Genomic DNA, 24,048 nt, shown 5'->3' with positions numbered 1-24,048 from the left:
AGATTTTACGAATTCAGAGTATAAAATTACGATTCATGTACTAATTACTAGTTCGTAATCACCAAATCGTAATTGATTTTAACGGATTTTCTATACTTTTGTTTTTTCGTTTGAATTGCATCTAATAAAACAAATTATTGTAAATTTAGTAATCAGCATTTCAATCAGAAAAGCAAGGCAGGATTCGATTCCGAATCTCAGGCAATACATGTATCATCTAAATTAGAGTGAAGTATGGATAACAAGACTATGAATGACGAGAATGCTAAGGAAGTAAAATCTCTGAATTTTATCCAGCAGATCATTGAAGAGGATCTGAAAAACAATGTCAATGATGGTAGAGTACACACCCGTTTCCCTCCGGAGCCAAACGGTTACCTACACATTGGACATGCAAAAGCAATCTGCCTAAACTTTAGCCTTGCCCAACAATACCAGGGAAAATGCAACCTACGTTTCGACGACACTAATCCTGTAAAGGAAGATACAGAATACGTAGATTCTATAATGGAAGATATCAAATGGTTAGGTTTTCAGTGGGATGCAGATCCTTACTACACCTCTGACTATTTTGAACAACTATACGATTGGGCTGTCAAGTTAATTAAGGACGGTAAAGCATACGTTGATGACCAATCTGCAGCAACTATTGCTGAACAGAAAGGTACGCCAACGGTTCCCGGAACCGAAAGCCCGTTCCGTAGCCGTTCTGTTGAAGAAAATTTAGATTTGTTTGCTCGAATGAGAGCTGGTGAATTTAAGGATGGAGAAAAAGTATTACGTGCAAAAATTGATATGGCATCGCCAAACATGCACATGCGTGATCCATTGATGTATCGTATTATGCATGCGCATCATCACCGTACGGGCGATGCCTGGTGTATTTACCCGATGTACGACTATGCTCATGGCGAGTCGGATTATTTAGAGGGGATCACTCACTCAATCTGTACACTTGAATTTGAAGTTCATCGTCCACTTTACGAGTGGTTTGTAAACAATATTACAGATACTGAATACCAGCCTAAACAACGTGAATTTGCACGTTTGAATTTGAGTTACACGGTAATGAGTAAGCGTAAGCTTCTTCAATTGGTTAACGAAAATCACGTATCGGGATGGGATGATCCTCGAATGCCAACCATCTCAGGTTTGCGTAGAAGAGGTTATACCCCAAATTCAATTAAAAACTTTGCTGATACCATTGGTGTGGCAAAGCGTAATAATGTGATTGATGTTTCAGTTTTGGAACACTGTGTTCGTGAAGATTTGAACAAAACAGCACCTCGTGTAATGGCTGTGCTTAATCCGGTAAAACTGGTATTAACAAACTACCCTGAAGGACAAGAAGAATTCTTAAGCATCGAGAATAATCCGGAAGATCCGGAATCAGGATCACGAGAAATTCCTTTCTCAAGAGAACTCTACATCGAGCGTGAGGACTTTATGGAAGATGCGCCTAGAAAATTCTTCAGAATGACGCCTGGTCGCGAAGTTCGCCTTAAGGCCGGTTATATTGTAATGTGTGAGAAAGCGGTGAAGGATGCCGATGGTAACATCACAGAAATTCACGCAACATACGATCCATTATCAAAATCAGGAAGTGGTTCTGAGGAAAGTAAACGTAAAGTAAAAGGAACGCTTCATTGGGTTTCTGCTAAGCATGCTGCTAAAGCAGAGGTGAGAATTTACGATCGTTTATTCAACGATGAAGCTCCAGATGCTCAAAAAGATGTAGACTTTAAAGAATTCATTAATCCTGATTCTTTAAGTATTCTTTCTGAATGTTATGTTGAGCCTTGTTTAAAAGATGCTAAAGCAGAACAAGGATACCAATTTACACGTTTGGGATATTTCTCTGTTGATAAGGATACAAATGCCGAGAAATTAATTTTCAACCGTACTGTACCTTTAAAAGACTCATGGTCTAAAAAACAAAAGAAGTAAAATAGCTATCAGCCCACAGCTGCAAGCTTCAAGACAATATAACAAACCTGTTAGAATTTAGAATTCTGACAGGTTTTTTTTATATCCTATCCATTAAATTTTAAGCAATCTATTTAATTTATAGCGTCTCCCTTTTTAGGGGAGATGTCCAACAGGACAGAGGGATGTAATGAACCAATACATCCTTTCGTCATCGGCACTTTCCCTCCAAGAGAAAGATTTATTCTTTATTTGTATTCCAATGTAAGTTCAGATTATCAAAATTCTTCTGTGAACACCCCTCTATATCTCCCCTGAAAGGGAGACTTAAAAAAACAAAAAAACCACCTCCAAAGCTGGAAGTGGTTCTTATATTCTATGTCACTGGTTTTATTCAGTGCTATTAAAATCTATTTTTTGATGTTCTCAATTGCATAGTCTAAACGAGCAATACTTTCGTCTTTTCCCAATAATTCGATAATGTCGAACATATGTGGCCCTTTTCCAGCGCCTACCATTGCCAAACGGAATGGGTTCATAACTTTACCAAAACCAATTTCTTTAGCTGTAATCCATTCTTTGACAATTATCTCTGTGTTTGCAGATGAGAAATCAGAGATATCAGATAAGATAGTTTTAAGTTCCTGCATTAATTCAGCAGCTTCACCTTTCCAAGCTTTTTTAGCAGTCTTTGCATCGAATTCCAAAGGAGCTTCGAAGAAGAAGTTAACTTGATCCCAAAGTTCAGAGATAAAGTCAACACGATCTTTAACCATGCCGCAAACTCTTGTTACTTTATCTGAATCAGCTTCGATTCCTTTTTCAGCAAGCACTTCTTTACTGAATAGCTGACCAATTTCTTCATCAGATTTAGTCACTAAGTACTGACGGTTGAACCATTTTGTTTTTTCCGGATCGAATTTTGAACCTGATTTTCCAACTCTATCCAACGAGAATGCTTCAGATAATTCCTCCATTGAGAAAATCTCTTGCTCGGTTCCAGGGTTCCATCCTAAGAAAGCTAACATATTAACAAATGCTTCAGGGAAGTAACCATCTTCACGATATCCAGAAGAAATGTCTTGCGTTTTTGGATCAGTCCAAAGTAAAGGGAAAACAGGGAATCCAAGCTTATCACCATCACGTTTACTAAGTTTACCTTTTCCTACAGGCTTAAGAATTAATGGCAGGTGTGCAAATTTTGGCATTTCAGCTTCCCAACCTAATTTTTTGTATAATAAAACGTGAAGAGGCATAGATGGTAACCATTCCTCACCACGAATCACGTGAGATATCTTCATCAAGTAATCATCAACGACATTAGCTAAGTGGTATGTTGGCATACCATCCGATTTGAAAAGAACCTTGTCGTCAAGCGCAGAAGTGTTGAATATAACATGTTTTCTAATCTCATCATCAAGATGAAGTTCTTCGTTTACTGGCATTTTGAAACGCACAACGTAAGGTGTACCTGCTTCGATCTTAGCTTGAACTTCATCAGCACTTAATGCTAAAGAGTTGTTTAAGTTATCACGAGTATCAGGGTTATATGTAAAGGTCTTCTTTTCAGCTTCGTATTCATTACGAATAGCATCCAGTTCTTCCGCTGTATCAAAAGCATAGTAAGCATCACCTGATGCAATTAATTTCTCAGCATACTCGCGATACAATGGTTTTCTCTCAGACTGACGGTATGGACCATATTCCCCACCAACAGTAGCACCTTCATCTATAGTAATACCACACCAGTTTAAGGCTTCTGCAATATAATCTTCAGCACCTGGTACATAACGCGTTTGATCGGTATCCTCAATACGTAACAAGAATTCGCCACCGTGTTTACGGGCAAATAAATAGTTGAAAAGGGCTGTTCTAACACCTCCCATATGTAAAGGTCCTGTTGGACTAGGGGCAAATCGAACTCTGACTTTATTATCGTTCATTGTAATATCCTTTAATTAGGCAACAAAGATAAGAAATATGAGGAAAGAAAAAGGGGAGATAAAAATAGAAAATTAATTAAAAAAGGAATCTTTCGATCATATCCTTTAAACCACCAATATCTATTGGCTTTGATACGAAATCATCACAGCCAGCAGCCATAATTTCTTCGTAAGCTTCTCCATAATGATAAGCTGTCTGGGCAATTATAGGAATTTCATTTTTTATTTTTTTGATATTTCGAGTAGCATCGTAACCATTCATTATTGGCATCTGCATATCCATTAAAATCAAATCAATATTAGGATTAGCTTCTAGAATATCAAGCGCCTCTTGACCATCGTGTGCACGAATAATTTTCGCTTTGGTATCCATAAGAATTTCTTCCAAAAAGATATAGTTGAAATCCTCATCTTCTGCTACCAATAGCACCTTTCCCTCCCAGTTATAATCCGTCGAAAAACTCATATTGCAATCTTATTTATACTCTAAGATAATTTAATTATCAGTAACATAAAAAGGAAATTGAAAAGATATCCCCAATTTGTCTAAAATCTAAGTAATTACGTCTTATCAAGTTGTAACTACGTAGATTTAACTAAAAGAAAAACGGGAAACTCCTTACGAAGTTTCCCGATTTCTGAGTATTTGTTTCTATATAGATAGGTTATCCACATTTAGACGTACCACAAGACTGGCAAATCAGACAACCCTCTTGGTAGAGAATGTGTTCTGAACCACAATCCGTACAGGTCATTCCCTTTGCTTTTGTGCCATTAGGAATATATTTCTTAAGTGAACGCTCAACACCGTTTTTCCATGTATTGATATTCTCGCTATCAAGCTGCAGACCAGAAATCAAGTTCACAACTTGCTCAATTGGCATACCATGACGTAATACCCCTGAGATCAATTTTGCGTAATTCCAGAATTCTTTATCAAACTTATACGACAGACCTTCAAAAGTTGTTTTAAAGCCTCTCTTATTGCTATACTGGAAATCATATCGCGTATTTCCTTCATCATCCTTACGTTTAAGAATAAATCCTTTGTTTACAGATTTTGGTAGCAATATACCTTCCTCATCATCCTGAATACCCGTAAAAATCTCGTAAGGTTTTCCTTTATAAAGACCAATAATGGCAATCCATTTTGTTTTATTGTTTTGGAAACGAACAACCTCAGCTTCAAGTTCAGCAGGGCGCTTTTCCGGAATATCTTTTCCTTCTTCTTCTTTCTTATCGTTAGCGATCAGTACTCCCGAACGTGAACCGTCACGGTAAACCGTACAACCTTTACATCCGCTCTTCCAAGCTTCAACATAAAGATCGCCTACCAACTCTTCAGACACGTCGCTTGGTAAGTTAACAGTTACACTAATCGAGTGATCAATCCATTTCTGCACACGACCTTGCATACGTACCTTTTGCAACCAATCTACATCATTTGATGTTGCTTTATAGTAAGGTGATTTTTTTACAAGTTCTTCAACTTCTTCATCGGTAAAGTGTTTTGCCGTTTCAATACCATTAGCTTCCATCCAAGTCACAAATTTGTGGTGGAATACAACGAATTCTTCCCAACAATCACCTACCTCATCGGTAAAGTCAACACGAACATCCTTATCATTTGGATTTACCTTTCTACGACGCTTATAAACTGGTAAGAATACCGGCTCAATACCCGAAGTTGTTTGAGTCATCAAGCTGGTTGTTCCGGTAGGAGCAATCGTCAAACAAGCAATATTACGACGGCCATATTTCACCATATCCTCATACATATCTGGAGCAGCCTCTTTCAAACGTAGAATAAATGGGTTTTCGCTTTCTCTCTTAGCATCGAAAATAGTAAATGCACCACGATCTTTCGCTAAATGTACTGAAGCACGATATGCCTCAATTGCAATTACCTTATGAACTTCCTCTGAAAAGTCTGTAGCTGCTTCAGTTCCATATTGCAAGCCCATAGCTGCAACCATATCACCTTCAGCAGTGATACCAACACCTGTACGACGTCCTTCTTTAGCCTTAGTTCTAATATTCTGCCACAAGTTACGCTCAACACGTTTCACTTCAGCTTCTTCCGGATCAGATTCAATCTTTTCTATAATTGCATCAATCTTTTCTAACTCAAGATCAATAATATCATCCATAATACGCTGAGCCATTCCAACATGCTTCTTAAACAAATCGAAATTAAAGCTTGCCTGAGGCGTAAAAGGGTTCTCTACATAGCTATAAAGATTGATAGCCAATAAACGACAAGAATCATAAGGACATAATGGAATTTCACCACATGGATTAGTCGAAACAGTACGGTAACCTAGGTCTGCATAACAGTCGGGCACTGATTCCTTCTCAATTGTATCCCAGAATAAAATACCTGGCTCTGCTGATTTCCATGCATTGTGAACAATTTTCTTCCACAATTTACCAGCATCAATATCTTTAGTATAAGTTGGATTATCTGAATTAATCGGGTATTGCTGAGTGTACTTTTTATTCGCAAGAACAGACTCCATAAACCCATCAAGGATTTTTACAGAAACATTGGCTCCGGTAACTTTACCTTGCTCCATCTTTGCATCAATAAACTCTTCTGAATCCGGATGCTTTACAGATACACTAAGCATTAAGGCTCCACGACGACCATCCTGAGCAACCTCACGAGTTGAGTTCGAGTAACGCTCCATAAAAGGAACAATACCTGTTGAAGTTAAAGCTGAATTTTTAACAGGAGAACCCTTAGGGCGAATGTGTGACAAATCATGACCAACACCACCACGACGTTTCATCAACTGAACTTGCTCTTGATCAATTTTCATGATTCCACCATAAGAATCAGAATCGCCATTGTTACCAATCACAAAACAATTAGATAAAGAAGCAATCTGGAATTTGTTTCCAATACCAGACATCGGGCTTCCCTGAGGAACGATATATTTAAAATCTTTTAATACTGAAAAAATTTCCTCCTCAGACAAGGGATTAGTATACTTTTGCTCAACACGCGCAATTTCACTTGCAATACGATGATGCATATCATTTGGAGTCTTCTCATAGATATTACCAAATGAATCTTTCAAAGCATATTTATTCAACCAAACTCGTGCAGCCAGTTCATCACCTCTAAAATATTCAAATGTTGCTTTAAACGCTTCTTCAGGACTGAAGGTTTGATTCATATCCGTAGCTTTTTGCTTCTTCTCTAGTACTTCCATTAAGATCGTAAAAAAGGGTGGTTATATTATTTAGTTTTTTCTTTAATAATCAATAATTTGACACTTTGACTTAGGCCAAATTTTGTAGTATGCAAGTTACGTAAAGCCGCAACACCGAACAATATTAATAATGTAAATTCAATAAAAGTTATCCACAAATAGATGTTAATATATTGACTAAGTGATCATTAACTTTTCAAAAAAAGTAAAAAGTTTTCCAAAAAGTAAATTTACCTCAAATATCATATAAGGAATCTGTTCGGCATAAACAAATCCTTTCATCACAAAAGATCGACCTTTTGTAAAATAATCATGACAAAACGTGGCACCCTCAATAAACATTGAGCTTTCAATAAATCCACTAAGATTTTTGTTTTATTAGGCTTTAATTTTGGATAGAATTAAGCTACTTGCACCTCTTTTTTGATCGACGTAATTTTTGGAATTTTCGCCTGAAACTTTACGCTTATTCTCATTGTGGTAGAAACCATCTAGCAGTTCCTCCAATAACTCATACTTTTCATAAGAAAATGAAGCTCCATTCTCTATGAGATCTTTTGCCTCTTTAAATTTATGGTAGTTTGGTCCAAAAATAACGGGTAAACCATAACAAGCTGCTTCTAAAGTGTTGTGTATCCCACGACCAAAGCCTCCACCTATATATGAAACATCGGCATAACGGTATAATGAGGATAGTATACCAATACAATCAACAACTAAAACTTCAGCTGCATCAATCTCAGCTTTAGTAGCAGAGGTAAATCGTACATAAGGCTTCTCAATGGCATTCACAATGCTTTTTATATGATTCTCATCAACCTCGTGAGCAGCAATAATATACTTGTAATTGTTTTTTGAAGTATTAATATACTGAATAATAGCCTCTTCATCTTTAGGCCAAGTACTTCCCGCAATTAATACGAGTCTTCCCTGGCTAAACTCTTCAACCTCTGGTAAAGTTTTAGATGCTGTTGCAATCGAATAAACTCTGTCGAAACGCGTATCCCCCGCAATTGATACATTTTTAAAGCCAACACCATTCAACAAATCCATAGATTCCTGATTTTGAACGAATAGATGTGTAAAAGCCGTTAACATTCTGCGATAGAAACCGCCCCAAGGTTTAAAAAATAGCTGATTAGGACGAAAAATTGTCGAAAAAATATAGGTTGGAATATCTCTCTTCTTTAATTCCTTAAGGTAATGATGCCAAAATTCATACTTAATAAAGAAGGCCATTTTAGGATTCACTAAATCAACAAACTTTTTGGCATAAGAAGGAAAATCTGGTGGTAGATAGAAAATAAAATCCGCGCCAGCGTAATCCTTTCTCACCTCATAACCCGATGGAGAGAAAAAAGTAAGTACAATTTTAGAATCGGGATGCTCTTCTTTAAACTTTTCAATTACGGGACGACCTTGCTCAAACTCACCCAAGGATGCGGAATGAAACCAAACCAAGTTCTCTTCGCCATTTACTGCCTCTTCTATTCTGGAAAGTAAATTCTTCCTTCCATCTACCCATTGCTTCGCTTTTGGGTTGAAAAATGAAGCAATACGCACTGCAAACACATAGAATCGTATGGAAAGATTGTAAAAGAGAACCATAATTGAAATTTGTTACTGTTAACTGAAATAGCTTCCTTATATTTATTCTCTGCAAAACTAATAATTTTAGGTGGTAGATTTCGTTTTCAGACTAAACGATTTCATTTTCACACTGATTCTAACAATTACATCATTTGAGGTTTCGATTGCTTTTCATATTGCTGATTTTATCTGGTTTTAAAATGCTTGGGCAAACACAAAGCAATTTAAGAAGCAAGATTATTCACCTAAACAGGGATACAATTCAGTTGGATTCTTTATTAATACTACCTGCAACACTTAAAGTATCCCAGCAAAACAAACTCATCGATAAATCTTGGTACGAAATCGTATTGAGCAAAGGATTGTTTATTCCTTCAGCTAAGCTAAAAACCATTACTGACTCTATTTCAATTGAATATCGAATATTTGATTATAATATTTCAAAAACTACTTACCATAGAGACCTTTCCCAAATCAATCTATCAGCAAAGAAAGGCGTTAATAAATTTGCCATTCGAGCTCCAAAAAATAAGAGTAGTTTATTTTCTGGTGGTCAGCTCGAGAAACAAGGAAATTACACGAGAGGAATCTCTTATGGAAACAATCAAGATGTGGTTGTCAATTCGAATCTCAACCTACAATTATCAGGAAAACTAAGTGAAGATATTAATATTCTTGCTGCCATTTCGGATAACAACATTCCCATACAACCCGATGGCAACACGCAAAACATTCAAGATTTTGATCGGATTTACATTCAACTTTACGACGATACAAAAGAATTGACCTTAGGAGATTACGAGTTAGAATCGCCAACCGGCAAATTCATGAAATTCTACAAAAAAGTACAGGGAGGAAGATTTTCTGGTTTAGTTTCCAAAAGCAAAACTGGCGAAACAGAATTTAAATCGACCATAAGCGCATCCATCGCCAAAGGAAAGTTCAACAGAATGACAATTGATGGTTTAGAAGGAATTCAAGGTCCTTACCGATTAACAGGAGCCAACAACGAAAGGTATATTGTGGTTTTGGCTGGCACCGAAAAAGTTTACTTGGATGGAAAATTACTTGACCGAGGTGAAAACAACGATTACGTGATCAATTACAACACATCAGAACTTAGTTTTACCACCAAACAGGCAATTACAAGGAATTCCCGAATAATTGTGGAGTTCGAATACTCTGAAGAAAACTATTCACGCTACCTACTCTTTAATAGCAATGAGTTGAAAACCAAAAATGGAAAATTCTGGTTCAATTTCTATCACGAGCAGGACAGTAAAAATCAATCAATCGATCAATCTTTAAGCGATGAAAATAAACAATTGTTGAGCGATATTGGTGATCAATTAGAATTGGCTCAAGTACCAAACGTTAAGGAAGTAGAATACTCTAATGATTTTGTTCTTTACAAAAAAACAAGTCGCTTAATTGAAGGAATCGCCTACGATGTTTATGAGTATTCGACAAATGCTGATAGTGCAATTTACCGAGCAAACTTCTCTTATGTTGGTCTAAACAACGGAAACTACCAACAAGTAAATGGTGCGGCTAATGGTCTTGTTTACCAATGGATTGATCCTACAAATGGAATTCCTCAGGGAGATTATGAGCCGATCGTTCAACTGGTAGCACCAGAAAAGAAACAATTGTTCACTTTGGGCGGAGAAAGCAAATTTGGTAAAAATTTACACTCAAGCTTTGAATTGGCACTTAGCAACAATGATGTGAATACTTTTTCGTCGCTTGATGATAAGGACAACCAAGGAACTGCGATAGATTTCTCTCTTGAAAAGAGATTCGATTTTACGGATTCATTGAAATCTTTCACAAGCCAATTTACTTTTCGTCATATCGATAAAAATTTTTCAGAAATAGAACCATTTCGTACCACAGAATACGAAAGAGACTGGAATCTTCAAGATGACTTTACCAATTCGAATGAAAGTTACTACGGCTTAAGCAATACTTTCTCGAACCAAAATTGGGGCCGAGCTACCTATGATTTTTCGATCTTAAATAAAGAATCGAACTACCAAGGAAACAAACATTCTTTGGCTTTCCTCTTTGCAAAACAAAATCTGGCTATCGATTTTAATGGTAATTCTCTTAGTACAGATCAAGATGAATTGGATAGTGATTTTTATCGTCATCAGCTAAACACTTCTTACTTATTAAACTTTGCAAAAATTGGTGTGCAAACCGAAAATGAAAACAACCAATGGAAAAATAAGGCTGATAACAGCCTACTACAGAACAGTTTTTCATTTAATTCTTACAAATTCTATATCACCAATCGAGATTCTTCCATTAACAACTTTCAGGTTTATTATCAAAAGAGAAAAGATTATTTAGCTGGAGAAAATAAACTTAGTGAACAAAGTGAATCGCAAGATTTTGGCGCAAACATTTGGCTAAAAAAGAACCGTAAAAATCAGCTTAAAATTGAAACCATTTACCGAAAACTATCCATTCTTGACGATAATTATTCAGATGAAAAGCCAGAAAATACTTTTCTGGCTAAGTTGGAACATCGAAGCAATATTAAAAAAGGTTTATTGCAAACTTCTACTTATTATGAGTTAGGATCGGGTTTAGAAAGCGAAAAAGAATTTTCGTATGTTGAAGTAAACCAAGGGCAAGGAATTTATCGTTGGACGGATTACAATGAGAATGAGGTAAAAGAAATCAATGAATTTGAGATTGCCAGCTTTAAAGATGAAGCAAATTACATTCGAATTGGAACCAATACGAACAATTATCAAAAAGTATATACTAGTGAATTTCGCCAAACCTTTAATTTGCGCTTAAGACAATTAAAGTCAAAAAAGAAATTCGTCTCCTTTTTTAAACGCTTTAGTAACCGATTTGCCTATCGTTTGGCTAAGAAAAGTTTGAAAGATGATTTCAAGCTCTATGCCAATCCATTTCAGGCTTATGCATCTAACGAAAACCTAATAACAATTAACTCTAGCTTCCAGAATACCTTCTCGTACAAAAAACCAAAATCGAAAACCAATTGGGATCTAATTCACCTAAGCAGTAATGGGAAACAGCTGTTAACGCAAGGTTTCGAACGTAGAAAATTTACTCAAAACGGCTTTCGCTTTCAGTGGAAAATTGGAAACTCGAATCAATTGAGCAATCGAGTTGATTTTGGCAAAAAGAAATTAAACAATGAATCATTCACGGATAAGAACTATTCTATTGAAGAAATAAAAAATGAGTTGCAAGCTAAATTTCAGCCATCCATTCAATTTCAGTTTGGCTTAAACTACACCTATAACGACAAGGAAAATGTTTTAGCTACAGAAAAATCAAGCACTCATAATATCGGAGCTGAATGCAATTATGGACTTGCAAAATCAGCCAAAATAATGGCAACGGTAAATTTTCTAACTGTTGATTACAATTCAGATTCGAATAGTTCCATTGCCTACGAAATGCTAGAAGGTTTTTTACCTGGCAACAACACAACCTGGAGTCTTGGATACAATCAACAACTATCTAAATTATTTCAGCTTAGTGTTTCCTATAATGGTCGCAGCAGCGAAATTGGCAAAACAATTCATGTTGGTAACGTAGACGTGAGAGCTTATTTTTAAAGTTTTAATTGAATTTTTATTTTGCTAATTACTGCAAATCGCAGACTTGCGATAAGTGGAAAATTCTCTATCTAAATCATTCAATTAATAATAAATCATTTTTTTTAAATCTTGAATATTCTGCACGATACACCAGAATATCCCCATCTTTAAAAAAAATCTCAGAAAACTTAGTCTCATAATATATAATTATTTTTTTTTCAAGTAGGTCATCAACACCATCAAAACCAACATCGTAAATAAATAGTTTATTTTCTCTTTCAATAATTTTCAACTCCAATTTCTCGCTCATTTCAATAAGTATATAATCTCTTTCATATGATTTACCATACATATATTGTAATAATTCAGAAATCTCCTTAGGGCACCTTTCATACTCTACATAGTAATCTGTTAAAGGAAGAGTGAAATTTGCAAAATCGACTCTTCCACAAATTCTATATTTCATATAACGACTCCAAATTTCATATCCGAAATGAATTACAAAACCAAATATTATCAGAAAGACTAAATTTTTCACAAATCGTAGTAATGATATGCTTTTAAGCCGCTTAAAAAGCTGATATATCTTTTTGCCCATTTCTTCCTCGTTTTATTGATTCCCCAACTACCGCAAGTCTGCGACTTGTGGTTTCTAAACTAACTCAACTTCTAATAATCCCTTTCCATCGGCATAATCTATCGCACTACTATATTTGTAATCATGCGACTCAATTACAAAACCTTCTTCAACAGGATTATTGTGCAAATAATTGAGTTTTTGATCTATCATTATTGTATCACTTAATTCAATTGGTTTATTGTTTTGTTGCCAAAATTGAAAGTTCGTGTTGTTTCCATTCTTCTTACCTGCACGCTCAAACATCCACAACATCCATTCTCTTCTACTTTCCCTTGGATTTTCTCTAATTGCCTGTACAATTGCTTTTGATGTATATTTTTTAAAATCTCGAACAATATCTTGCATTTTTTCCTGCTTTGTTCCAATAATCAAATGAATATGACTTGTCATTATTACCCATCCGTAAATCACTAAACCCTTGTTTTGAATACAATGATTTAGACTATCAACAAGTATATCTTTATATTGTGACCGTACAAAAACATCTATCCAATGTACTGTTCCAAAACTTATAAAATATGGACTTTCCTGATCCCTAAATTTATAATTACGACTCATAATAACCCATTAGTAAAAACGATCTAATGTAACAATAATTTATAAAATTGATATTATTATGTCTTTTTATTAATCACAAGTCACAGACTTGCGGGAGGGGGAGGTAAACTTAAAAGACAGTACTCAATTATTTTCAAAATGGAGGATTGGGGTTAACTAATCAATTAAAAGATACTACTAGCTCAAAGAATTAGTCAAAGCACATATTTTAATTTGTTTATGAGCCAATTCTCAAGCTAAATCTGTAAATTGGGGATTCTTCCCAAAATTCTCTTTTATGGCTCAGAATATAAAAATCGTAGTTACCGACTTAGATGGAACAATACTCCCTTCGCAGGGAAGCATCAGCAAAACGAATTACAACACACTGCTCCAATTAAAAGATCAAGGAATTACAAGAGTAATTGCCACGGGAAGAACACTTTATTCTGCAATGGCAGTTTTGCCTGAAAATTTTCCAATCGATTACTTGATTTTCTCTTCGGGTGCGGGAATCATGAAATGGGAAACGAAAGAATTAATCTACTCACAACAAATTGAAGCAGGTGAAGTTCAGGATTTATCTGAAATTTTAATCGACCATGAAATTGATTTTATGATTTTGGATCCAATTCCGCTCAACCATCAATTTTGGTACTACCAAAGTGGAAATAAAAACCCCGATTTTGACAGAAGACTAGCTTTATATAAGCAATTTGCAACACCAGTTGGACAATTGTCTGACACCAAACGAGATGCTTGCCAAATTTTAGCCATATTGCCCAATAAAGTAGATTGGTTTGAAGAGTTGAAAACAAAATTTACGGACATTAAAATCATTCGTGCTACTTCACCATTGGATCATGAATCCATTTGGATGGAAATTTTTCCTGAGCACATTTCAAAAGGACGTGGCTGCCAATGGCTTTGCGATAATCTAAAAATTAAAGCAAGTGAATCCTTTGTAATCGGTAATGATTACAATGATATCGATTTATTAGAATGGGGAAAGCACAGTTTTGTTGTAGCCAATGCTCCTAAAGAATTAAAAGCCAAATATCAGGTAACGGAAAGTGTTACCGATGACGGATTTTCTAAAGCTGTAAATGAAACGTTTCAAGCTACATCGCAGCAAGCAGCAAATCGATGTCTTTAGCCAAAATTCCAAAAGAATCTCCTAAACGACGGTTGGTTAATATTCCTCGGTAAATATACGTTCCATGGCGCAAGCCCATATCGTGCTTAATAAACTGATGAACGCCACCATTGTGTCCAATTTGCAACAACAAAGGAGAGCAAATATTACTCAAAGCAAGAGAAGCAGTTCTGGAAACATGAGAAGGCACATTTGGCACGCAGTAATGCAATACGCCAAATTTTTTAAAAACAGGATCCTTATGTGTTGTCATCATCGAAGTTTCGAAACAACCTCCCTGATCGATACTCAGATCAATAATTATAGATCCTGGTTTCATTTTGGCTACCATATCTTCGGTAACGATAAAACCACTCTTGTTTTTTTCGTATCGTAACGCACCAATTACTACATCGGCCGAAGCCAATGCTTTTTCCAAAACATGAGGATGAAAAATAGAAGTAAATACTCGATGACCTAAATGATCTTCTAATCTGCGCAAGCGGTAAATGGAATCGTCAAAAACTTTAACCATCGCTCCTAAACCCATGGCTGCTCTAGTAGCATATTCTGATGCTGTTCCTGCACCAAGCACAATAACTTCGGTTGGCGTAATACCCGTAATTCCACCAAGCATAACACCTTTTCCTCCGTGAGCTTTGCTCAAATATTCTCCGGCAATCATTACCGATGAGATTCCTGCAATTTCGGCCATAGAACGAACAACAGGAAAGAAATTATTCTGATCTTTCACCAATTCCATAGCAATTGCAGTTACTTTTTTCTGCATTAGCTTGCGAATATTCTCGCCACATTGACTCTTCATTTGAAGGGCCGAAAAAAGGATTTGATTTCCTCGTAGCATATCAATTTCGGCATGCGAAAAAGGAGAAACCTGCATTACTACATCGCACTGGTAAATTTCCTTTTTATCGTTCACAATCAAAGCTCCATTCTCACTATACTCCTTATCGGTATAATTTGAAGCTAAGCCTGCGCCACGTTCCAGCATCACATCGTGACCATTGTTCACTAAAACTTCTACAGATTGTGGAGTTAGGCAAATTCGATTTTCGCCTTTGTGGTCTTCTTTAGGAATACCAATAGCCAACTGTTTACGTCGACGCTCAATTTCCAACATTTCCTCTTTCGGCTGATAAAATTCTTGTCCGAGTGGAAAATTCCTTGATCCTTCACTTAATGGCCCCATATGCAAATTGTAATGGTATTAAACTTAAACAGGTATATTGAACTTACAATTTAAGAAATTTTTGCTTAAATACTCTGTTTTTATTTGCGGGGGATATTAGTGAATCATAATTGAGCGAGTGCCATCGGTTTGTTCTTCAAAAAGAACTTCTACCGTGTCTTGTGGCAAAATAGATTCTATTTTTTCTGGCCATTCGATAAAACACATTGCCTGACTGTAGAAATAATCTTCGTAACCAAAATCGTAAGCCTCCTGTACATCTTCAATTCTATAGAAATCGAAGTGATACACTAATTTATCTTTTGCTGTATGGTATTCGTTAACAATAGCAAAGGTTGGACTATTAATCGTATCCTCAACACCTAATTCTTCGCAAACCGCTTTCACAAAAGTCGTTTTACCAACTCCCATTGCTCCCTGAAGAGCAAATATTCTCTTATCTCCAACTAATGAAAGAAATTCTTTTGCAACTGCATTTATTTCTTCCAGTGAATTAATTTTTAATACACTCATCTTAAAAAAACAATTGATAACTAACTTTTAACGAGGGCTCAAAGTTATTAAAGGAATTAACATTTCTTCTAAGGAAATACCTCCATGTTGAAAGGTATTTTTATAATATGAACTGTAGTAATTATAATTGTTAGGATAGGCTAAAAAGTCTTCTCCTGTTGCAAATATATACGAAGAACTTACATTTACTTGCGGTAAGAGTGCTTTTCGTGGGTCAGTAACCTCAAAAACTTGTTTTGCATTGTAATTCAGGTTCTTTCCCATCTTGTACCTCAGGTTCGCATTTGTCTGTCTGTCTCCAACTACCTTAATCGGATTTTGCACCCTAATAGAGCCATGATCTGTAGAGATAATCAACTTTACATTCTCCTCTGAAAGTTTCTTTATTAACTCGAGCAATTGAGAATGTTCAAACCAAGAGGCTGTTAACGATCGATAAGCTGCCTCATCATTAGCGAGTTCTCTGATCATCTCACTCTCGGTACGTGCATGAGAAAGCATATCAACAAAATTGTAAACAAATACATTTAATTGTGCATCCAATAATGTGGAAATACTATCAATTATTTTTGCACCAGTCTTTTTGGAGTTGATTTTTTCATAATTAAACTTCACATCTTTGAATTTTCGCTTCAAATGCAAATCAATTAATTCTTCTTCATGCAAGTTTTTACTTGTGTCTTCATCATCCCCAATCCATAATTGGGGATACCTTTTCTGTATATCCAATGGCATTAAACCTGAGAACATAGCATTTCTTGCATATTGTGTTGCAGTTGGTAAGATGGAGCAATACATATCTTCATCTTTCATCACAAAATATTCGCTAATAATAGGGTATAATATTTGCCATTGATCGGCTCGTAAGTTATCAATCAATACAAAGACAACTTTTTCTCCCTTATCGATTAACGGAAAAACTTTCTCCTTGAATACATTATGAGAAAACAAGGGTCTATCACTCGTATCTGAACCCATCCAATCTAAGTAATTCTTCTTTATATAGCGAGCAAACAGATTATTAGCTTCTGTTTTTTGCATTTTCAGAACTTCATCCATTCCGGAATCTTCAATACCGGCAAGTTCCAGTTCCCAAAAGACAAGTTTTTTATAAATGTGTTTCCATTCTTCAAAACTTCTGCAATCATTTATTTCCATACCCAATTGCGAAAATCGAGATTGGTAAGCAGAGGTTGTTTTCTCAGAAACCAAACGTCTCTTATCTGTATTTTTTTTAACACTCAGAAGAATCTGTTTAGGGTTAACTGGCTTTATTAAATAATCACTAATATGTCCTCCAATGGCTTCATCCATGATATCTTCCTCTTCACTCTTGGTAATCATTACAATGGGAAGGGTAGGATCAATAGCTTTTATCTCAGACAAAGCTTCTAAACCCGACATACCTGGCATGTTTTCATCCAACAGAACCAAATCAAACAGCTCATCTCTAAGCATATCAATAGCATCTGGCGCATTATTGCATGATTTTACGCAGTATCCTTTTCCTTCTAAAAAAATGATATGAGGCTTCAACAACTCAATTTCATCATCTACCCAAAGTATCTTAGTCTCTTTCACAAACATTCATTTTAATAGTTCAACGAATAAACAGCCTAACTTGTAATAGATGTAACGCTAAGTAGAACCTTTTATTTTGCAGGAAACAGAATCTAATTTAAATACCACTTCTTGAAAAACTGAAGATAAACAGCCGGATCAGGATTTTTCATGAAGGTTTCCAGATTGTCAGCAGAAATAACAAAATTTCGATAACCAACCTTTTCAATTGGCTCGAACAACGCACGATTGGTAACAATGGCTCTGAAATACATCATTGCTTGCTTTTTATTTCGCATGTTGGTAACCAATAGTATTTCACGTTTGTCGTCCAAAGCTCTCACCTCAACCTTTAAGCTACGAGTATTGTATTTCTTAATCCCATTCAGCAATTGCTTTTTATTCACATTATCGGTGGCATAAACCAAAGCAAAATAATGTGGCGTTTCCGCATTATAGGTATACAATCCTTCCTGAACCAATTCCTGTTTTGGCTTAGGCGTTTTAGTAATAAGATCTTGCAAATAGTTCTCCTTAAAAAAGTCGAGATAAGGGAATAAGGTTTTGCTGATGTAAAACTTCTTAAAATTATCTTCGCTAATGATAAAGTTTCGATATTCAACATTTGCTAGTTGAGTATATACATTATCATCTTCGGTTAGCTTCTTAAAGTAATTCATCGCATCAGCCTTCGACCCAACATTGTTTACAATGATCATATTCAAATCGATATCGTACTGATCTTTAATTACTTTAAAATCCTTGTCATGATTAAAGATATCTGCTCTTAACTTACCAATGTTCACTTTTCTAGATGGTACCAAAAGAATAAACTTATGGTTTTCCGAAGGCTTATATATAAAGGTTGTTGAGTCCAAATTGGTATTTACAGAAACCAATTTTCCCTTTTTTCTTACAGTGGTCTTGCTATTTTTTCTTGTTATGTTAAAATAGCTTTGCGTATAAAAGTCAAGGTAAGATTCAATGTCTTCATTTTTCTTGAAAATATTAAAATTTGATTTCGAAATAACGAAATTTCGATAATCTGCATTTTCAAGACCACTAAAAGCTTTATCGCTGGTAATAATTCCATTAAAATAGTTCAAAGCATCTTCCTTATCTTTTAAGCCTTTCACCATAATCATGATCTTTTGCTTATTTAAGGATAGTCGATCAACCTTAAATACACGACTATTGTAACTTTCAGAATTGTACTTCGAAACATTAAACAAGGTACGATTAGGATCTGCATCTTTCCTATCAAACAGCAATACAAAGAAATGTTCTTCTTTGGCATCAAACTTATATATTGGTTTAACAGAGCTTTCTTTCTTTTCTTTTTTAACTGCAACAACAGCCTGCTCGCCTTCCATTCGCCAATTTCTTAGCAAACGATTTTGCCTTGCTTGCTCCATATCAATAACAGTGTATTGCATTGGAACAGCTCCATCTTCCAAACCTTTTAAAATAGCCTTTGCTGTTTTCGCAATTTCAGGTGTTGGTTTTGCTGCAATTAACTGATCTAAGCTCTGCTTAAACTGAGAAACCTCTTTCGTTCTACCAATACACAAAGCACGTAAAAACAAGAATCGAGGGCGCAATTCACTTTCCGGATAACGCAACAATCCTTCGTTACAAGTCTTAATTACTCTTAGGTAGTAGAAATTCTGAAAATCTTCATATGCTCTCTCGTACAATATGTTAGCTTTTTGATCTTCTGCCTGAACTTTTGCAAAATAGTTTGGATCATTAAGCGCTTTCGCGTAATCGCTACCTTTAAATTCGTTTAGTATTTTATTCTTAAAATTATTAGCAGCAGCTGTATTCCCCAACTCCTTGTTTAAAGAATAGGAATGGTAATAAGCCGAAAGCAGATATGGATTATTCGGATATCTTTCAATCAAGTCAGCCATTGTCTCCAAGGCCTTCTCTTTATTGTTTAATTTTTCTTCGTAAACCAAAGCAGCCTGATACAATCCCCTCATTATTCTCTCGTCAGATTTCTCCATTCCCGCTTTGGTCATTGGCAAATCAACCAAATAATAATCCTTCGATTTAGGATCTTTTTTTATGATATCGGTACCTGTTTCACCCTTTGGAGCTTCCTCTAAAGCCATTTCCGCATCCTCTAAACTAAAGGCTGCTTTATTCTTTCTTCTCCAATTATCCTCTAGTTTTCTACGACCCCATTTACGCTGAAAGTCTGATTTCCCAAGGCCAATATTCGTTGGATTATAGAAATACCAATTCCCTTGTGTGCTTTGCTGTCTGTTAGAATTACCCAACATGTTGTTCTGGCTAAAGAATGCTCTATCCGAAATTGCTTCTGCCTCCTTCAATTTGGCTTCTCTTTCCTTATCGGTAATTTTTTGAATTATCCCTTGAATTAATTTATCTCGTTCGTTGGAACTCAAAGTAGCCACCCTCTGCAAACTATCTTCTCTTGTTACCATGTTAAGATTGTTTACCAATTCGGTTAGGTTTCCAATTCGCTTCGAAATCACTTTGTAATTTGGGTAGTCACTACCAAGATAGGTCATCGAGCTATCGTAACACATTTGTGACTTAGGATAGTTTAGATCTTCGAAATAATAATCTCCCAACTTTAAAAAAGAAATCGCTTTTTGATTTTCATTAAAAACTGCACGCTTTGTAGATTCCCAATAATTCGGAACGGCCGATTCCATATCATCATCTTTCACATCCATCTCTGCAAGAGCATAATAGATCTGATCTTGATACTCTGTATTTTTATCATCACGAAGCATCTTACGCAACGTTTTGCGAATCTCTTCGCCATTTTCTTCCCCTGTGTACGATAATGCTCTACTAATTTTAGCATTAAATGTCATTTGGTAAGAAGCATTTAAATCAATTAATTTCTGTAAAGTTCGCGAAGCGGAATTTGGGTTATCAAGCTTCTGATAAAGTTGCGCAATCAGATAGTAAAAACGTCCTTTTTTTCTCTTCGAATCAAGAAGTTCAATAGATCGTTCCAATTCATCAATACCACTTTCATACTCCTTTTGTTGGATTGCTAAGTTCGCCCTCAAACTAGAAATTTCAAGTATAAACTCTTTTGGTAGTTTAGGTTCTTCGATTAATCGGTCTAAAATTTCAGTACCAGAAATAAATTCTCCTCTATCAATTAAGCTTCTAGCCAATCCTAGTTTTGCTTCAGGAACTAATTCCGATTCTGGGTATTCTTTTAATATAAATTCAAATGCCTTCTCGGATACATGATGTTCTCCTTTGTAAAACTTTGCTTTTCCAATTAAAAGATAGCAGTCATCGATCCAATCGTTATACTCTTTTTTCTTTCTAAACTCTTTGTATTTATCAGATTGATTCCCTTTTTTTCGCTTTGGTTTACGCGTTATAGAATGTATTTTAATTGCCTTGGTGGCTTTCTCTAATACCCTATCCATACTCGAAAAAGACAAGGTACGTGCAGTTGGATCCTGATATTCGAAAACTGGCAATAGTAAAGAATAATTCTCTTGAATTCCTTCCTCTATCTTCCGCTCTCCTTCTTTTAGACTTTCTTTCCCATTAAAATAAACATTGTAGTGCGTTGTCAATGAATGGTACTGTCTACTAACAAATGTATTTTTCTGATTTGAACAGGCAAACACAAATAGCAAACAACAAATTCCTATATATCCTTTTCGAAAATTTTTCCTAGCCAAGACTTATCCTTTTGTTAGATTAACAGTTAAAACCGATATTTTAGTATACAAAGGTTAATTAAAATTGATTTCACACAAGTACAAAAACAACAAAACACCTCAACTGCAATAAGTTATATTAATTCCATATCATACTCAATTACATGTATGAAAATTATTAAAACTTTCTGAATATAAGCTTATTTAACCAAAAATAAAAAAGGAGCACAAAATGCTCCTTTTTAAATCATAATATTTAAACTCTATCGAGTGATTTTTACAGTCTCAGTTGGATCCTTATCCGTATTTCTTTTGTCTACTGCAGACATTAATTTTGATGCCAAATCGGCGAAAGCCATACCTGTTACTGAGTCTTCGTTTAGAGCTGCAGGTGTACCATTATCACCACCCTCACGAATACTTTGTACAATTGGAATCTGACCTAGTAGGTTGATGTTTTTTTCTTCAGCTAATTTTTTACAACCATCCTTTCCGAAAATGTAATATTTGTTATCTGGTAATTCAGCAGGTGTAAACCAAGCCATATTTTCAACCAAACCTAAAATCGGCACATTTACACCAGCACCTTCGAACATATTAATACCTTTTACAGCATCAGCCAAAGCGACATCTTGAGGTGTACTTACAACGATAGCTCCGGTTACCGGTACAGTTTGTACCAATGTTAAGTGAATATCTGATGTTCCGGGAGGAAGGTCGATCAATACAAAATCAAGCTCGCCCCAGTTGCCTTCTTCAATCATTTGCTTAAGTGCATTCGAAGCCATAGGACCTCTCCATACAGTTGCCTGAGCAGGATCAACAAAGAAACCAATTGATAACATTTTTACTCCATAACGCTCATGTGGTTCGATTCTATCCTTACCATCAATCTGAATTAGTTTTGGGCTTGCATTCTCTGAACCAAACATTTTTGGAACCGAAGGCCCATAAATATCAGCATCGATAAGACCAACTTTTTTACCGGCCTTTGCTAAAGCTACAGCTAAGTTCGACGAAATAGTTGATTTACCAACGCCACCTTTACCAGAAGCTACCGCAATAATATTGGTCACTTTAGGCAATACTGAAGGTGCCTCAACAACGTGAACAGCTTTTACCTTGATGTTTCCTTTAATTTCAGCATCCTTATCTACAAAACGTAAAACATTAGCAACACAAGCCTTTTTTAAAGGGATAATGTTTGGATCATCAGATTTTTGGAAAACTAAGTCGAACGCAATTTTTTTGCCCTCAATTTGCATATTACGAACCATGTCCAAGGACATGATATCTTTATCTGATCCAGGAAACTGAACCAAGCGTAAAGCATCTGTAACTTGTTTTTGAGTATAACTCATAATATTTTGAATTTAATCTTAAATTATTTTTAGAATACCTGCAAAGGTAGGTATTTAGATTCAATTTAAATAGAATTCTCATCGAGTTCTTTAAACGGATCCCAAAAGACTTGATCGAAATCTTGTATTTGGTCATCAATCACCACAATACCTTCACTTTCTAGAAGTTCCTGCATTAAATTTTCGCCTGGGAAATGATGCTTCCCTGTTAGCATACCCATTCGGTTAACGACCCTGTGTGCTGGAGTATATTCCTTGCTAGAATGAGATTGATTCATTGCCCAACCTACCATTCTTGAACCTCTTGGAGATCCTACAAATTTTGCAATTGCGCCGTAACTTGTTGCTCTTCCCGAAGGAATTAAGCGAACCACATCATAAATTCGAGCATATAAATCAGACATTAGTTAGCCTTTTTATTTCTACCAAAACTGCGGTATGAATCCAATTCAATTTCCACATCAGGTTCAATAAAATCCGATTTTCCTTCCAACATAAATTTATGGTACTTGATAGGTATACCTCTATCTAAGAATTGCTGCTCGTAGTAAGTTCTAATGGAAAGAATTTCATCGGCCATTCCTGATTTGTAAAGGTCATTTGTATCAACTAAAACCTTTAGTTTGTTCTCTTCAATTACGTACTTGGTGTACTCGTATAAAAAGTTACTGTCCGATTTTAAATGAACAATTCCATTTTGAGATAATAGATTGCTATACAACTTCAGAAAGCGAGTTCCGGTCAATCTTTTCTTCACTTTTTTCATTTGAGGATCTGGAAAAGTAATCCAAATCTCAGAAATTTCTCCTTTAGCGAATATCGATTCAAGCAATTCAGCCTTTGTTCTAATAAAAGCAACATTATCAAGTTTCTCTTCTAATGCTTCTTTTGCTCCACACCAAATACGAGCTCCTTTAATGTCAATTCCAATAAAGTTTTTATTTGGAAACTGCTTCGCTAAACCTACTGAGTACTCACCCTTACCACATCCAACTTCAAGAACGATAGGATTATCATTTTTAAAGACATCCTTCTTCCAATTCCCTTTAAATCGATAGTCATTCTCCCAAACGTCGTTGTGGGTAGGTTGAAAAACATTTTTAAAGGTCTCCATTTCAGCAAAGCGCTGTAATTTATTTTTGCCCACTTTTATTTATTAT

At 35.6% G+C, this 24,048-nt stretch carries 16 protein-coding genes; 3 read left to right on the top strand and 13 right to left on the bottom strand.

Annotated elements, in window-relative coordinates; genetic code table 11:
- Positions 1-234 precede the first annotated feature (234 nt).
- Positions 235-1,947: a glutamine--tRNA ligase/YqeY domain fusion protein gene (locus tag L3049_RS14980; RefSeq protein WP_275110630.1), complete on the top strand. Its 1,713-nt coding sequence runs from the start codon at positions 235-237 to the stop codon at positions 1,945-1,947.
- A 389-nt stretch (positions 1,948-2,336) separates the two neighbouring features.
- Here L3049_RS14980 and gltX read toward each other — a convergent pair whose 3' ends face one another.
- From gltX to L3049_RS14960, 4 genes are all read right to left on the bottom strand, one after another.
- Complete coding sequence (gltX, locus tag L3049_RS14975) at positions 2,337-3,869, bottom strand: glutamate--tRNA ligase (RefSeq protein WP_275110629.1); 1,533 nt, start codon at positions 3,867-3,869, stop codon at positions 2,337-2,339.
- 76 nt (positions 3,870-3,945) lie between these two features.
- Positions 3,946-4,335 carry a response regulator gene (locus L3049_RS14970; RefSeq protein ID WP_275110628.1) on the bottom strand — a complete coding sequence of 130 codons (390 nt, stop codon included), beginning with the start codon at positions 4,333-4,335 and terminating at the stop codon, positions 3,946-3,948.
- A gap of 199 nt (positions 4,336-4,534) precedes the next feature.
- Positions 4,535-7,051: an adenosylcobalamin-dependent ribonucleoside-diphosphate reductase gene (locus L3049_RS14965; protein WP_275110627.1), complete on the bottom strand. Its 2,517-nt coding sequence runs from the start codon at positions 7,049-7,051 to the stop codon at positions 4,535-4,537.
- A gap of 414 nt (positions 7,052-7,465) precedes the next feature.
- A complete protein-coding gene (locus L3049_RS14960) occupies positions 7,466-8,695 on the bottom strand; it encodes a 3-deoxy-D-manno-octulosonic acid transferase (protein WP_275110626.1) in 1,230 nt (409 codons plus the stop codon).
- A gap of 182 nt (positions 8,696-8,877) precedes the next feature.
- Between L3049_RS14960 and L3049_RS14955 the strand changes: the two genes are divergently transcribed.
- The gene (locus tag L3049_RS14955; protein ID WP_275110625.1) at positions 8,878-12,282 is read left to right on the top strand and encodes a hypothetical protein; all 3,405 of its coding nucleotides are present in this window, start codon (positions 8,878-8,880) and stop codon (positions 12,280-12,282) included.
- Between the two features lie 76 nt (positions 12,283-12,358).
- On the opposite strand, the gene L3049_RS14950 is transcribed toward L3049_RS14955, so the two are convergent.
- Both L3049_RS14950 and L3049_RS14945 read right to left on the bottom strand, forming a co-directional pair.
- Positions 12,359-12,862: a hypothetical protein gene (locus L3049_RS14950; RefSeq protein ID WP_275110624.1), complete on the bottom strand. Its 504-nt coding sequence runs from the start codon at positions 12,860-12,862 to the stop codon at positions 12,359-12,361.
- 54 nt (positions 12,863-12,916) lie between these two features.
- Positions 12,917-13,462: an REP-associated tyrosine transposase gene (locus L3049_RS14945; protein ID WP_275110623.1), complete on the bottom strand. Its 546-nt coding sequence runs from the start codon at positions 13,460-13,462 to the stop codon at positions 12,917-12,919.
- 277 nt (positions 13,463-13,739) lie between these two features.
- On the opposite strand from L3049_RS14945, the gene L3049_RS14940 reads away from it, so the two are divergent.
- On the top strand, positions 13,740-14,597 hold the full coding sequence (locus L3049_RS14940) for an HAD family hydrolase (protein WP_275110622.1): 858 nt from the start codon (positions 13,740-13,742) through the stop codon (positions 14,595-14,597).
- Here the strand turns inward: L3049_RS14940 and L3049_RS14935 are convergent.
- From L3049_RS14935 to trmB, 7 genes are all read right to left on the bottom strand, one after another.
- A complete protein-coding gene (locus L3049_RS14935) occupies positions 14,563-15,786 on the bottom strand; it encodes an alanine dehydrogenase (protein ID WP_275110621.1) in 1,224 nt (407 codons plus the stop codon). The two genes, L3049_RS14940 and L3049_RS14935, sit on opposite strands and share 35 nt — an antisense overlap.
- 96 nt (positions 15,787-15,882) lie before the next feature.
- Positions 15,883-16,299, bottom strand: coding sequence for a tRNA (adenosine(37)-N6)-threonylcarbamoyltransferase complex ATPase subunit type 1 TsaE (tsaE, locus tag L3049_RS14930; RefSeq protein WP_275110620.1), 417 nt, complete (start codon positions 16,297-16,299; stop codon positions 15,883-15,885).
- Between the two features lie 27 nt (positions 16,300-16,326).
- On the bottom strand, positions 16,327-17,880 hold the full coding sequence (gene porX / locus L3049_RS14925) for a T9SS response regulator signal transducer PorX (RefSeq protein ID WP_275110619.1): 1,554 nt from the start codon (positions 17,878-17,880) through the stop codon (positions 16,327-16,329).
- Between the two features lie 92 nt (positions 17,881-17,972).
- On the bottom strand, positions 17,973-21,548 hold the full coding sequence (gene porW, locus L3049_RS14920) for a type IX secretion system periplasmic lipoprotein PorW/SprE (RefSeq protein ID WP_275110618.1): 3,576 nt from the start codon (positions 21,546-21,548) through the stop codon (positions 17,973-17,975).
- Between the two features lie 242 nt (positions 21,549-21,790).
- Positions 21,791-22,888: an Mrp/NBP35 family ATP-binding protein gene (locus L3049_RS14915; protein ID WP_275110617.1), complete on the bottom strand. Its 1,098-nt coding sequence runs from the start codon at positions 22,886-22,888 to the stop codon at positions 21,791-21,793.
- Positions 22,889-22,953: 65 nt separating this feature from the next.
- Positions 22,954-23,292, bottom strand: a complete 339-nt coding sequence (locus L3049_RS14910) for an MGMT family protein (protein ID WP_275110616.1) — start codon at positions 23,290-23,292, stop codon at positions 22,954-22,956.
- Entirely contained in the window at positions 23,292-24,035 is a 744-nt protein-coding gene (trmB, locus tag L3049_RS14905) for a tRNA (guanosine(46)-N7)-methyltransferase TrmB (RefSeq protein WP_275110615.1), read from the bottom strand. Before trmB ends, L3049_RS14910 begins: the two co-directional genes overlap by 1 nt.
- Positions 24,036-24,048 lie beyond the last annotated feature (13 nt).

The organism is Labilibaculum sp. DW002 (assembly GCF_029029525.1).
Classification (GTDB): Bacteria; Bacteroidota; Bacteroidia; order Bacteroidales; family Marinifilaceae; genus Paralabilibaculum; species Paralabilibaculum antarcticum.
This window is presented reverse-complemented; position numbering and strand designations above follow the sequence as displayed.